This window comes from Pseudomonas sp. ARP3 (genome assembly GCF_001029595.1).
Taxonomy (GTDB): Bacteria; Pseudomonadota; Gammaproteobacteria; order Pseudomonadales; family Pseudomonadaceae; genus Aquipseudomonas; species Aquipseudomonas rhodesiae.
On sequence record NZ_LEKF01000009.1, the window covers coordinates 43,479 to 56,645 of the forward strand.

At 62.2% G+C, this 13,167-nt stretch carries 13 protein-coding genes; 6 read left to right on the plus strand and 7 right to left on the minus strand.

Annotated elements, in window-relative coordinates; genetic code table 11:
* Window positions 1–92: 92 nt before the first annotated feature.
* Window positions 93–554, minus strand: a complete 462-nt coding sequence (locus ABX75_RS12590) for an Lrp/AsnC family transcriptional regulator (protein ID WP_034100874.1) — start codon at window positions 552–554, stop codon at window positions 93–95.
* A gap of 159 nt (window positions 555–713) precedes the next feature.
* Here ABX75_RS12590 and yedA point away from each other — a divergent pair, with 159 nt between their 5' ends.
* Window positions 714–1,610 carry a drug/metabolite exporter YedA gene (gene yedA, locus ABX75_RS12595; RefSeq protein WP_034100873.1) on the plus strand — a complete coding sequence of 299 codons (897 nt, stop codon included), beginning with the start codon at window positions 714–716 and terminating at the stop codon, window positions 1,608–1,610.
* Between the two features lie 47 nt (window positions 1,611–1,657).
* Window positions 1,658–2,992 (plus strand): DEAD/DEAH box helicase, encoded by a 1,335-nt coding sequence (locus ABX75_RS12600; protein ID WP_034100872.1) that lies wholly within the window; start codon window positions 1,658–1,660, stop codon window positions 2,990–2,992.
* Window positions 2,993–3,114: 122 nt separating this feature from the next.
* On the opposite strand, the gene ABX75_RS12605 is transcribed toward ABX75_RS12600, so the two are convergent.
* Both ABX75_RS12605 and ABX75_RS12610 read right to left on the minus strand, forming a co-directional pair.
* The gene (locus ABX75_RS12605; RefSeq protein ID WP_047882020.1) at window positions 3,115–4,341 is read right to left on the minus strand and encodes a TIGR03862 family flavoprotein; all 1,227 of its coding nucleotides are present in this window, start codon (window positions 4,339–4,341) and stop codon (window positions 3,115–3,117) included.
* A gap of 173 nt (window positions 4,342–4,514) precedes the next feature.
* Window positions 4,515–5,435, minus strand: a complete 921-nt coding sequence (locus ABX75_RS12610) for a histone deacetylase (protein ID WP_047882021.1) — start codon at window positions 5,433–5,435, stop codon at window positions 4,515–4,517.
* Window positions 5,436–5,511: 76 nt separating this feature from the next.
* On the opposite strand from ABX75_RS12610, the gene ABX75_RS12615 reads away from it, so the two are divergent.
* The 3 genes from ABX75_RS12615 to ABX75_RS12625 are packed head-to-tail and all read left to right on the plus strand — an operon-like array spanning window position 5,512 to window position 7,585.
* Entirely contained in the window at window positions 5,512–6,081 is a 570-nt protein-coding gene (locus ABX75_RS12615; protein WP_047882022.1) for a GNAT family N-acetyltransferase, read from the plus strand.
* 38 nt (window positions 6,082–6,119) lie between these two features.
* A complete protein-coding gene (gene tesB, locus ABX75_RS12620) occupies window positions 6,120–6,989 on the plus strand; it encodes an acyl-CoA thioesterase II (RefSeq protein WP_034100868.1) in 870 nt (289 codons plus the stop codon).
* On the plus strand, window positions 6,986–7,585 hold the full coding sequence (locus ABX75_RS12625) for an HAD family hydrolase (RefSeq protein WP_047882023.1): 600 nt from the start codon (window positions 6,986–6,988) through the stop codon (window positions 7,583–7,585). Before tesB ends, ABX75_RS12625 begins: the two co-directional genes overlap by 4 nt.
* 799 nt (window positions 7,586–8,384) lie before the next feature.
* Here the strand turns inward: ABX75_RS12625 and ABX75_RS12630 are convergent.
* Genes ABX75_RS12630 through ABX75_RS12640 form a run of 3 tightly spaced genes read right to left on the minus strand, consistent with a single transcriptional unit; the run spans window position 8,385 to window position 10,720 of the window.
* Window positions 8,385–9,365 carry a hypothetical protein gene (locus ABX75_RS12630; protein ID WP_034100866.1) on the minus strand — a complete coding sequence of 327 codons (981 nt, stop codon included), beginning with the start codon at window positions 9,363–9,365 and terminating at the stop codon, window positions 8,385–8,387.
* A complete protein-coding gene (locus ABX75_RS12635; protein ID WP_034100865.1) occupies window positions 9,366–10,250 on the minus strand; it encodes a neutral zinc metallopeptidase in 885 nt (294 codons plus the stop codon).
* Between the two features lie 53 nt (window positions 10,251–10,303).
* Window positions 10,304–10,720 (minus strand): membrane lipoprotein lipid attachment site-containing protein, encoded by a 417-nt coding sequence (locus tag ABX75_RS12640; RefSeq protein ID WP_034100864.1) that lies wholly within the window; start codon window positions 10,718–10,720, stop codon window positions 10,304–10,306.
* Window positions 10,721–10,918: 198 nt separating this feature from the next.
* Between ABX75_RS12640 and ABX75_RS12645 the strand changes: the two genes are divergently transcribed.
* Window positions 10,919–11,797, plus strand: a complete 879-nt coding sequence (locus ABX75_RS12645; protein ID WP_034100863.1) for a DMT family transporter — start codon at window positions 10,919–10,921, stop codon at window positions 11,795–11,797.
* 1 nt (window position 11,798) lies between these two features.
* Here the strand turns inward: ABX75_RS12645 and ABX75_RS12650 are convergent, their stop codons facing one another.
* Window positions 11,799–13,133 (minus strand): MFS transporter, encoded by a 1,335-nt coding sequence (locus ABX75_RS12650; RefSeq protein ID WP_034100862.1) that lies wholly within the window; start codon window positions 13,131–13,133, stop codon window positions 11,799–11,801.
* Window positions 13,134–13,167: the final 34 nt, after the last annotated feature.

The window sequence follows — 13,167 nt, forward strand, 5'->3', positions numbered from 1 at the left end:
CCCCCTCCCACATTGGATCTGTGTTTACCTTCGGATTGCGCAGTCAACGCGGTCAAAACTGTGGGAGGGGGCTTGCCCCCGATGGCGATCTATCAGCCAAGCGTTTTCCCGTTGCCCTCCAACTGCCCCAACGGCACTCGCCGTTCTATCGCGCTCGATAGGATGATCGAGGTCTTGCTGAACCCAAACTTTGCAATCCGGTTGATCAAGTTTTCCAGCTCCTGCATCGACCCCACCGCCGCCTGCATGATCACGCAGGGGTCGCCGGTGACGCGGTGGCACTCGGTCAGTTCGGGGATTTCGGCGAGGGCGTCGTAGACCTTTTGATTACCGTGGTGGGTCAGGCGCAGTTCAATCACGCATTGAATCGGTAAGCCCACTTTGGACAGGTCCACCTTGGCCTGATAGCCGGTGATTACCCCGCTGGCCTCCAGCTTGGCCACGCGTTCGGCCACGGCGGGGGCGGAGAGGTTAACGATGCGCGCCAGTTGTGCGTAGGACGCGCGGCCGTCTTCAAGCAGGGCGTTGAGGAGCATGCGGTCGTATTTGTCCATAGAAAGGCTCCAATCACCGGTTGCTTTCGAAAACAAAGCTTATAGCCCCCATAACCCTGTTTTGAAAAGTGTATGGGCCGTTTAAACAGGTTTTGTAACTTATTTTTATCCGCCTGCCTTTCTAGAATAAGCCTCCCGTTTCCGTCATAGAGCCGCCCCATGCCTGGCCCACGTCGCTTTCCCTTACCGTTGATCGCTGCCTTCTTTGCCTTATATGTGATCTGGGGTTCCACCTACCTGGTGATCCGCATCGGCGTCGAATATTGGCCGCCGCTGTTGCTAGCGGGGATTCGGTTTTGCACGGCGGGGGCGTTGATGTATGGCTACCTCAGATGGCGTGGGGTGCCGGCGCCGACTTGGAAGCAATGGAAAGCCGCCGGGATGATCGGCATTTTGCTGCTCACCTTCGGCAATGGCGGCGTCAGCGTGGCCGAGCACACCGGCGTGTCGTCCGGGGTGGCGGCGCTGGCGGTGGCGACGGTGCCGCTGTTCACCCTGCTGTGCGGGTACTTCTGGGGCGCGCGCAATACGCGGCTGGAATGGGCCGGGGTGATCCTGGGGATCGTCGGCATCGCCATGCTCAACATGGGCAGCACCCTGCAATCGAGTCCGATAGGGGCCGCGTTGTTGCTGTTTGCGGCGGCTTCGTGGGCGTTCGGTTCGGTGTGGAGCCGGCAGTTGCCATTGCCCCAGGGCGCCATGGCCAGTGCCGCGGAAATGCTGGTGGCCGGTGTAGCGCTGCTGCTCGGCAGTGCGCTGTCCGGCGAACACCTGCAAGCCCTGCCGCCGCTGGAAGGCTGGCTGGCCCTGGCCTACCTGACCGTGTTCGGCTCGATCATCGCGTTCAACGCCTACATGTACCTGCTCAAGCACGTACGCCCGGCGGCGGCGACCAGTTACGCCTACGTCAACCCGGCGGTGGCGGTGTTGCTGGGGATTGTGTTCGTCGGTGAGAGCATCGGCCTGGAAGAAGCCTTGGCGATGCTGGTGATTATCAGCGCGGTGCTGTTGATCAGCCTGCCCCAGTGGCGCAAGCCCAAGCCGGAAATAAGGTAAACTGCCGCGCATTGCGACCTTGCGTTGATTTTTCCTACGGTAACTACATGACTTTCGCCACCCTTGGCCTGATCGAACCCTTGCTGCGCGCCCTTGAGACGCTCGGCTACCAGACCCCGACGCCGGTGCAGGCGCAAGCCATTCCGGCGGTGCTGGCCGGTCGCGACCTGATGGCCGCCGCCCAGACCGGCACCGGCAAGACCGCCGGCTTCGCCGTGCCGTTGCTGCAATTGCTGACCATGGAAGGGCCGAAAGTCGCCGCCAACTCGGCACGCGCGCTGATCCTGTGCCCGACCCGCGAGCTGGCCGAGCAGGTTCACGCCAGCGTCGCCGAATATGCGCAACACCTGCCGCTGACCACCTACGCGGTGTACGGCGGCGTGAGCATCAACCCGCAAATGATGAAGCTGCGCAAGGGCGTCGACATCCTGGTCGCCACACCGGGCCGCCTGATCGACCTGTTCCGCCAGAACGCGCTGAAACTCAACCAGTTGCAAACCCTGGTGCTGGATGAGGCCGACCGCATGCTCGACCTGGGCTTCTCCGAAGAACTGGCGAACATCTACCGCATGCTGCCGAAGAAGCGCCAGACCCTGCTGTTCTCGGCGACCTTCTCCGATGATATCCGCCTGCTGGCCGGGCAAATGCTTAACGACCCGCTGAGCATCGAAGTCAGCCCGCGCAACGTGGCGGCCAACACCGTCAAGCAGTGGGTGGTGCCGGTGGACAAGAAGCGCAAGCCGGAGCTGTTTGTGCACCTGATGCGCAAAGGCCGCTGGAAGCAGGTGCTGGTGTTTGCCAAGACCCGCAACGGCGTGGACGCACTGGTGGACAAGTTGCAGGGCCTGGGCGTGAACGCCGATGGCATCCATGGCGACAAACCCCAGGCTACGCGCCAACGCGCGCTGGACCGCTTCAAGTCCAGCGATGTGCAGATTCTGGTGGCCACCGATGTGGCGGCCCGTGGCCTGGACATCGAAGACCTGCCGCTGGTGGTCAACTTCGACTTGCCGATCGTGGCCGAGGACTACATCCACCGCATCGGCCGCACCGGCCGCGCAGGCAACACCGGCGAGGCGATTTCCCTGGTGTGCGCCGATGAAGTGAACATGCTGTCGGCCATCGAGATGCTGACCCGTCAGACCCTCACGCGCAAAACCGAGCCGGAGTTCGAGCCGGAGCACCGCGTGCCCGAAACCGACGCCAGCGGTCAGGTGGTGAAGAAGCCGAAAAAACCGAAGAAGCCCAAGGCGTCCGGTGGTGGCGGCAAGCGCAATTTGGGCAAGTGGGTGGACAGTGGTGATGTCGCACCGTCGGAGCCTTCGATCAAGCCGGTGCGTAAGGTGCCGGTATTCAATACCGGGCCGCGTAAGAAGAAGTGATTTTTTGGTGTGGCTGATGGCCTTATCGGGGGCAAGCCCCCTCCCACATTTTTGATTTGTGAATACAGTCAAATTGTGGGAGGGGGCTTGCCCCCGATGGGGTTTCAAACCCACCACACATCTCAACGATTAAGCCATTCCAACACGCCCCGCCCAGCTGCCCGACCACTGGCAAAGCACCCCGTCAGCAAATACCCGCCCGTCGGCGCCTCCCAATCCAGCATCTCACCGGCACAAAACACCCCCGGCAATTGCTTAAGCATCAAGCGTTCGTCCAGTGCTTCGAACGGCACGCCGCCGGCTGTGCTGATCGCTTCATCCATGGGCCGGGTTTTCACCAGCGTCAGTGGCAACGCCTTGATATCCACCGCCAATTGCGCGGGATCCTGGAAATGCTCGGCTGGCGTCAACTCGCGCAGCAGCGCGGCTTTCACGCCATCCAGCCCCAGCTGACTGTGCAAATGCTTGCTTATCGAGCGTGAACCGCGCGGCTTGGCCAGGGCGGCCTGGACCTTATCCAGCGCCTTGCTCGGCAGCAAATCGATATGCACGGTGGCCGCGCCGTCGCGGTTGATCGCTTCCCGAATCGGCGCCGACAGTGCGTAGATCAGGCTGCCTTCGATGCCGGTGGCGGTGATTACGCATTCGCCCAGCCGCGGTTTGTCGTCCCCCAAGCCGATGGCGACGTTTTTCAACGGCGCGCCGGCGAATTTGCTGACCATCAACTCGCTCCAGGCCGACACCTCAAAGCCACAGTTGCTCGGTTGCAGCGGCACGTAGGGTACGCCCCGATCTTCCAGCAGCTTGAGCCATGCGCCGTCGGAGCCCAGGCGCGACCAACTGCCGCCGCCCAGGGCCAGCAACACCGCGTCGCTGCGCAGGGTTTTATCGCCGTCCGGGCTGTGGATAAGTAAATCGCCCTCGGCAGTCCAGCCGGTCCAGCGATGCCGGGTGTGGATAACCACGCCTAGTTCGCGCAGACGCTTGAGCCAGGCGCGCAGCAGCGGTGCGGCTTTCATGTCGGTGGGAAACACGCGACCGGACGTGCCGACAAACGTCTGGATGCCCAGGCCGTGTATCCAGCCGCGCAAGTCATCGGCGCTAAACCCTCGCAGTAACGGCGCCATCTGCGGCGCGCGCTCGGCGTAGCGGGCGATAAACGCCGGGTACACTTCGGAATGGGTGATGTTCATGCCGCCCACGCCGGCCAGCAGGAATTTGCGCCCCACCGATGGCATGCCGTCGTACAGATCGACCCGCACGCCCGCCAGGCTCAGGACTTCGGCGGCCATCAAGCCGGCAGGGCCGCCGCCGATAATGGTGACGTGATGAGCAGAAAGGTCGGACATGGGCAGAGGCTACGGTCGCGGAAATAAGCCGAGCATTCTACCCGAGCGACGCAGCCTTGCCTGATCAAAAAATGTACAGCTTCCTACACGCTATACAGCTACTGGCTCGTAGACGCTTACGCTCAAGTTATCCACAGGCCGTTCCACAGGCATTGTGGGTAACGGCCCACGGTTCAATGACAGCCTGATGACGCCCATACCCGCTGCGCACTGTGGTGCAGGATGCCGTGGCGGCGGGCCAGGGCGGCGCGGTCTTTGCTGTAGCCGCCGCCGATCACGCCCATCACCGGGATGTCACGGCCCAGGCAGTGACGCATTACGCGTTCATCACGGTCGGCCAGGCCCGGGTCTGTCAGCTTGAGGTAACCGAGGGCGTCGTCCTTATGCACATCCACGCCGGCGTCGTATAGCACCAGGTCGGGCTGATACAGCGGCAGCAGGTAGTTGAGGGCGTCATCGACCACCTTGAGGTAGTCGACATCGCCCATGCCCATGGGCAACGGGATGTCCCAGTCGCTATGGGCCTTGCGTGCCGGGAAGTTTTTTTCGCAGTGCAGCGACACGGTGATCGCTTCCGGTGTGTCGTGCAGGATGCGTGCAGTGCCGTCGCCCTGGTGCACGTCGCAGTCGAATATCAGCACGCGGTTGACCCGGCCGCTTTCCAGCAGGTAACGGCTGATCACCGCCAGGTCATTGAAAATGCAAAAGCCAGCCGGGTAATCGTAATGGGCATGGTGGGTGCCGCCCGCCAAGTGGCAGGCCAGGCCGTGTTCCAGGGCTTTTTCGGCGGTCAGAATCGAGCCGCCGACCGCCCGCACCGTGCGCCGGGCCAGGGCTTCGCTCCAGGGCAGGCCGAGGCGCCGTTGGTCTTCGCGGGACAACTCGCCGCTCATGTAGCGTTCGATATACCCAGGTTCATGGGCCAGGGCCAGAATCTGCGGCGGGCACAATGACGGGCGCAGCAGTTGGTGGTCTTCGGTCAGGCCGCTGGCCACCAGGTGGTCGCGCAGCAGGCGGAATTTATCCATCGGGAACCGGTGGTCTGCCGGGAACTCGGGGCTGTAGTCATCGTGGTAAATCAGTGGCAATGGCATGGAATTTTCTGACGGGAACCTGCGACGGATCTTAACAGCGCTGTACACTCACGCACATGGCAAGGGAGGGGGCCCCATGGAGCCGATACTGGAATTGGAAAGCGCGCGGCTGGTGCTGCGCCAGTGGCGCGACAAAGACCTCAAGGTGTTTGCGAGTATGTGCGACGACCCTCAGGTGATGCGCTATTTTCCGGCCCGGTTGAGCCATCTGGAGAGTGCCGCCTTGATCGGGCGCATCCGTGGGCATTTCGCCGAATATGGTTTTGGTTTCTGGGCTTTGCAGCGCAAGGACACTGGCGAGTTTATCGGCCTCACCGGGTTGCAGAACGTCAGCTTTGAAACCGGCTTCACCCCGGCGGTGGAGATTGGCTGGCGTCTGGCGCGCGAGCACTGGGGCCTGGGCTACGCCAGTGAAGCGGCCTGGACTGCGCTGCGGTGTGGCTTCGATCGATTGCAGTTGGATGAAATCGTCGCCTTCACCACTGAGGCCAATCTGCCTTCACAAAAAGTCATGCAGGCCATCGGTATGCATTACGATCCGCAAGCCGATTTCGACCACCCCAAAGTCGCGGCCGACGACCCGCTGCGTCATCATGTTTTGTACCGCATCACCCGCGCCCAATGGTTGGACACGCTGCACGGATAAGCAGCCCGGAATGCCCTATCGTTTTTAGGAGTTGCTCAATGAGCCAAGTATTGGAAGATCTGGTGGACCTGCTGACGCTGGAGCCGATTGAGGAAAACCTCTTTCGCGGCCGCAGCCAGGACCTGGGTTTTCGCCAGTTGTTCGGTGGCCAGGTGCTCGGCCAGTCGTTGTCGGCGGCCAGCCAGACCGTCGAAGAAGCGCGGCATGTGCACTCCCTGCACGGTTACTTCCTGCGCCCCGGCGATGCGGGGTTGCCGGTGGTGTACTCGGTGGACCGCGTGCGCGACGGCGGCAGCTTCAGTACGCGCCGGGTCACGGCAATCCAGAAGGGGCAGCCGATTTTTACATGCAGCGCCTCGTTCCAGTACGACGAAGCAGGCTTCGAGCACCAGAGCACCATGCCCGTAGTGGTGGGCCCGGAAAACCTGCCATCGGAGCTGGAGCTGACACGCCAGCGTGCGCACCTGATCCCCGAGCCCATGCGCGACAAACTGCTGTGCGCCAAGCCGATCGAAGTGCGCCCCGTCACTGAAAAAGATCCCTACAACCCGCAGCCGTCCGACCCGGTCAAGTACGTGTGGTTTCGTGCCGACGGCGCCCTGGCCGATGCGCCGGCGCTGCATAAATACCTGCTGGCCTACGCGTCGGACTTCGGCCTGTTGACCACCTCGTTGCTGCCCCACGGCAAGACCGTGTGGCAGAAAGACATGCAGGTCGCCAGCCTCGATCATGCGCTGTGGTTCCACGCCGATCTGCGCGCCGACGATTGGCTGCTCTACGCCATGGATAGCCCGTGGGCCGGCAACTCCCGAGGCTTCTCCCGTGGCAGCGTGTTCAACCGCGCCGGGCAGTTGGTGGCGTCGGTAACCCAGGAAGGGCTGATCCGCCATCGCAAGGATTGGGCATGAGCCTGACGGACGTTAAGCACTGGGTCTTCGATATGGACGGCACCCTCACGGTGGCTGTGCATGATTTCGCCGCCATCCGCGTGGCCCTGGAGATTCCACCCGAGGACGACATCCTCACCCACCTGGCGGCATTGCCGGCCGAGGTGGCGGCGACCAAACATGCCTGGTTACTGGAGCATGAGCGTGAACTGGCGCTGGGCTCGGTGGCAGCGGACGGTGCGGTGGAACTGGTGCGCGAGTTGGCTGTGCGCGGTTATCGCCTGGGCATCCTGACCCGCAACGCACGGGAACTGGCCCACGTTACGTTGCAGGCCATCGGCCTGGCCGACTGCTTCGCCGCCGACGATGTGCTGGGCCGCGAAGACGCACCGCCCAAACCGGAACCGGGGGGCCTGCTGAAGCTGGCAGCGGCATGGCAGGTAGCGCCGGAAGAGATGGTGATGGTTGGGGATTACCGCTTCGACCTCGATTGCGGCCGTGCGGCGGGAACGCGGACCGTGCTGGTAAACCTGCCGGAGAACCCGTGGCCCGAGTTGACGGACTGGCATGCCGCAGACTGCGCGGCACTGCACCGGATGATCCAGCCCAGGCAATGACTATCAAAGGTGGGAGGGGCGATGTGCCGATTCGACCTGCCCCGATGACGGTAAGTCAACAACAGCTGGGTTGACTGACCCACTGCTAACGGGGCATGGCTCCCTACCCACCTTCAGTGAACCATCACCTCAGTAGATGAGGCTCTTGTGGTGAGCGGGCTTGCCCCGCGCTGGGCTGCGAAGCGGCCCCAAACTCAGGCACCTCGGAGTGTCAGTTGAAACCGCATCGCCTGGAATGGGGCTGCGAAGCGGCCCCAAACTCAGGCACCTCGGAGTGTCAGTTGAAACCACATCGCCTGGAATGGGGCTGCTTCGCAACCCAGCGCGGGGCAAGCCCGCTCACCACATCAAGGCCAGGTCACCACAACGGTGAGTCAGCAATAGCTGGGGTGACTGACCCAGCGCTAACGGGGCATGGCTCCCTACCCACCTTCAGTGAACCATCACCTCAGTAGATGAGGCTCTTGTGGTGAGCGGGCTTGCCCCGCGCTGGGCTGCGAAGCGGCCCCAAAGTCAGGCACCTCGGAGTGTCAGTTGAAACCACATCGCCTGGAATGGGGCTGCTTCGCAACCCAGCGCGGGGCAAGCCCGCTCACCACAACAAGCCCGGTCACCAAAGCAAGGCCAGGTCACCACAATAAGCTCAGGTCACCACATTAAGCCCAGCTCACCACAACAAGCCCAGCTCACTACAAACAGCCGAGTTCACCACAGAGTTATTTCAGCCTTTGAGGGTTGTGTGGGTACCTACGGCTATCGGGTGCTAGTTCCTTCCCACAGGTTGGGCCGGTTTGTTCAGTTAAAGCTGGGGAAACAGTACTTTCTGGCCTTCGGGTGATCTGAGCATACCATCGCCGTTATGCCCCACCCCTGGCACTTCCACCAGTTCTTGGCGCAGCTGCGGATGGCGTTGCTGGAGGTAGTCAAAATAGTTGTGCCCGCGAATCAGCCGATAGGCGCCCTGGGCCTCGGCCTCGCAGCCTTTATCCAGCGCGGGGTGGTTGGGGTTGGTGTCTTGTTGGCCGAGCAGATACGTGATGGTGCGTGACACATAGGTTTGCTCAAGTTGCGCGGCGTTTTGGCCGTTGGCGTAGGTCGGCAGTTTTTGCAGGCCGTATTTCCAGTCGTCGAAACCGGGGCAGGTCGCCGCGTCGAACGGCACGGGCCGTTGCGGGCTGAAGTAGGCGTAGGACGATGGATTGGCCACCACATAACGCAGGCGGATGCCTTCGTGATGCAAGGCCGGATGGTCATGACCGAGAAGGGCAAAGCGCTGCACCACTTGGCCGCCGCCGGAATGACCGGCGACCACGATTTCCTTGAGTGCCGGAAACAACCGGCGATCCCCCAGATGCTCGATCAGTTGGTCCAGCGCGCCGTAGGAACTGACGCGATCTGCGCCCGTGGACGGTTCGCCGGCCATCCACTCATTGCCTTTCCAGCGCAGCACCCTGTTGTCCAAGTGATTGCGCTGCGCATCGGCCTCGTTGAGAAACTGCGGGGCGATTACCAGCGTCGTATCGGCCTGGCCCGCCTGTTCGGCGGCGGCTTCGGCACTGTGCAGGTAGGTCTGCGCATTGCGCAGGCGACCGTGCACGACGATCAGCACGCGGGTGACATGGGGCAGCGGCTGGCCCCAGTCCTGGCTTACACCCAGGCTTAAGGCGCCGGCCTCCAGCTGGAAACGCTCAGGGCTGACTACCTTGACCCCATGCTCGACGGCCCCGGCGGTAGAGCAGGCCAGGTACATACCCAGCAGCAATCCCGAGCGTTTATGCATTTACAGGCTCTTGGCGTTAAAGGTGTCGCACTGGCTGATCTGGCCTTGGGCGAAGCCGGCCTTGAACCAGCGCACCCGCTGCGCGGAGGTGCCATGGGTGAACGAATCCGGCACCACGCGACCCTGGCCTTGCTGCTGCAAACGGTCATCGCCGATGGCGTTGGCTGCGTTCAGGGCTTCTTCGATGTCCCCCGGTTCCAGCCAGTTCAGGCGTTTTTGTGCGCGGTTGGCCCACACGCCGGCAAAGCAGTCGGCTTGCAGTTCCTGACGCACCAACAGCCCTCCGTCGCCCTGCATTTGCAGGCCTTGCTGGCGCGCGGCCTGGATCTTCGCCGAGATGCCGAGCAAGGTCTGCACGTGGTGCCCGACTTCGTGGGCGATCACGTAAGCCTGAGCGAAGTCGCCAGCGGCCTGGAAGCGTTGGGACATTTCTCGGAAGAAGTCCAGGTCCAGGTACACCTGCTGGTCAGCCGGGCAATAAAACGGACCGCTCGCCGAAGTGGCGCCGCCGCAGGCGGAATTGACCCGGCCACGGAACAGAATCAGCTTGGGGTTCTGGTAGGTTTTGCCATTCTCCTTGAACACCTGGCCCCAGGTGTCCTCGGTGTCGCCCAGCACTGCGCGGACGAAATCGGCCTGCTCATCGTTGGCCGGTGGCGCCTGGCGCGTCTGGGTGCTGACCGACGGCGCCTGCTCCATCTGACCGGTCAACTGGCCGAGGATTTGCATCGGGTCCTGGCCGGTCAACCAGCCGATACCGACAATCAGCACAATGGCCGTGAGGCTCAGGCCCTTGCCGCCGCCGAAGCGCATCCCGCCGCCACCGCCACTGTCATTGCGGGCATCCACCACGTTGTCGCTGCGTCGGCCTTTTTTCCATAGCATGGGGCAATCCTCTTGATGAACGGTCCTACAAAATATTGAGATGAGTATGGCCGTTAATCGCGGCAATACCCTTCGCCGGTCACCACAACCAGGCAGTCTTTCTTGTCCGCCAGCCATTTGAGGCCGGTCGCCGCGCCATCACCGGCGCGCAGCAGTTGCGGGCCGTCCGGACGGTTGAAGGCGATCCCGTCTTCGGCCGCCTCACCCTTGAAGGTGCCGCTGTCATCGGCGTCGAGGCCGTATTGCATGGTGAGGATGTAATGACCGCGGCCGATGCTGTCGTCCTTGGCGATGGTCAGGTGCAGGCCTTCGACGCCGACCCATTTGCCCACCCACTGATCGGTTGGTGGGGTTGGCGGAACCAGGGTCGCTTGCACCGACGCGGGCGCGGGTTTCGGCGCTTGCTTGGCCTCCTGGTTACAGGCGGCGAGCAAGGCGAGGGTGGAGAGAACAAAGAGAGTTTTTTTCATAGCGGCAAAGCCTTGATTAAAAAATGTGCAACGGGAAGGCGACGTGCAGGCTTGGACTCGATTCCCATGATTTAGTGCGCTGTTCGCCCGGTGTTTGGTTATGCTCTCGGGGCAGGCTGCGGCCCGCCTGCTAGATTACCGGGTTGAGCGCGGCCTCGTTCAGTGCTCAGCGTTAAGCCCGCCACGCAAGAGAATTCCATGACTGTCAGTACCCCGCTGTCCGGCGTCAACCATCCTTTCAAAGGCATCCTGCTGATTGTGGTGGCGACTTTTCTGTTTTCCAGCCACGACGCGCTGTCCAAATACCTCGCCGGGTTCTACCCGATTGTTATGGTGGTGTGGGCACGCTATGTGGTGCACACGGTGCTGATGGCCGGGATCTTCCTGCCGCAATCGGGGTTGCGCGTGCTGCGCAGCAAACGGCCGGGGATGCAGGTGGTACGCGCGTTGTGTCTGTTGGGTACCAGCCTGTTCTTTACCACTGCGCTGCATTACATCCCGCTGGCCGAAGCCACTGCGGTGAACTTCCTCGCACCGATTCTGGTGACGGCGCTCTCGGTGCCGCTGCTGGGTGAGCATGTGACACGCGGCCAATGGCTGGCGGTGATCTGCGGGTTTATCGGCGTGGTGGTGATCATCCACCCCGGTGGCGAACTGTTCACGCCGGCGGTGCTGCTGCCGTTGTGTTCGGCGATGTTCTTCTGCTTTTACCAGTTGCTGACGCGCATCCTCAGCCAATACGACACCCCCACCACCAGCAACTTTTTCGCCGGGCTGTGCAATACCTTGGTGATGAGTGCGCTGGTGCCGTTCTTCTGGCAGGTGCCGACCCTGTGGCACGGCGTGATGATGCTGGCCTTGGGCACCTGTGGCATGACTGCGCACTTGATGCTGACCCAGGCGTTCCGCTTTGCGGCGCCGGCCTTGCTGGCGCCGTTCGGCTATTGCCAGATCGTCTTCGCGGGTTTACTGGGCTGGCTGGTGTTTGCCCATACCCCCGATATGACCACGGTGGTCGGCATCGGGGTGATCTGCATGAGCGGGTTGGCCGCTGCCTGGCAGCAGCGGCGGCGGTGAGTCAAACGTCGACTTTGGGAATCTTGCGCGGCGCCATGAAGTACATCCAGGTCAGCGCGATGAAGTACATCGCCGGGATCAGGGTGAACAACACGGTGTAGTTGTTGTTAGTCACGGTCAGGATATGGCCGACGATCTGGGTCATAAACATGCCGCCGATGGCCGCGCACATGCCGCCAAAGCCGAACACCGTGCTCATCATGTGCTTGGGCGTGTAGTCCATCACCAGGCTCCAGATATTCGCGGTCCAGGCCTGGTGCGCACCGATGGCCAGGGAGATGGCAAACACCGCCACCCACAGCTGGCTGGAGCCGGCCGCCATGATCACGCCGACGATGCAGCAGGCAAACAGCAGCATCGACAGCAACCGTGCCTTGATCGAGTTCATCCCCCGGCCGATCAAGAACGAGGAGAGAATCCCCCCACCCACACTGCCGAAGTCGGCTGTCAGATAAATGATGATCAGCGGGATGCCCATCTGCGTCACGTTGATGCCCAGGTTGTATTGCTGGTTCAAAAACGGTGGCAGCCAGTACAGGTAGAACCAGAACACCGGCGCGGTCAGCGAATAGGCCAGGGCAAAGGCCCAGGTGCCACGCATGCGCAGGATACGGCTGAAGGGCACGCGCGGTTGTTCCGGTTCGGGTTCTTGTTGCACGTAGTCCAATTCGGATTGTTTAACCGTTGGATGATCTTCTGGGTTGTAGTACTTCAGGCCCCAGCACACCAGCCAGATGCCGCCCAGTGCCGACATGCACAGGAACGCCGCCTGCCAGCCCCATACGTGCAAGATCAGCGGCAGCAACATCGGCGTCATCATCGCGCCGACGTTGGTGCCGGCGTTGAAGATGCCGGTCGCCACTGCCCGCTCGCCAGCGGGGAACCACAGACGGGTGGTCTTGACGCAGGCCGGGTAGTTGGCGGCTTCGGTCAGGCCGAGGATAAAGCGGCAGACCATAAAGCCTACGGCGGAGGTGGCCAGGCCGTGGGCGCCGGTGGCCAGGCTCCACAGCAATACTGCGAAGAAGAACACGCGCTTGACGCCAACTCGGTCGATCAAGCGACCCTGCAGCACAAACCCGATGGCGTAGCCGACTTGGAACCAGAAGTTGATGTTGGCGTAGTCCATCGCCGTCCAGCTCATTTCCTTGGCTAGGATCGGCTGCATCACGCCCAGGGCGGCGCGGTCGATGTAGTTCAGCGTGGTGGCGAAGAACACCAGGGCCAGCATGCCCCAGCGGGTTTTACCCACGGCCAGGGCGCCGCGGATCTTGCTGCCGATGCCGGCATGCGGCATGCCTGGGCGCTCGGCCAGGACGGAGTTTTGCAGAGGCATGAGGTCGTACCCGTTTTTTGAAATTTTTATGGTG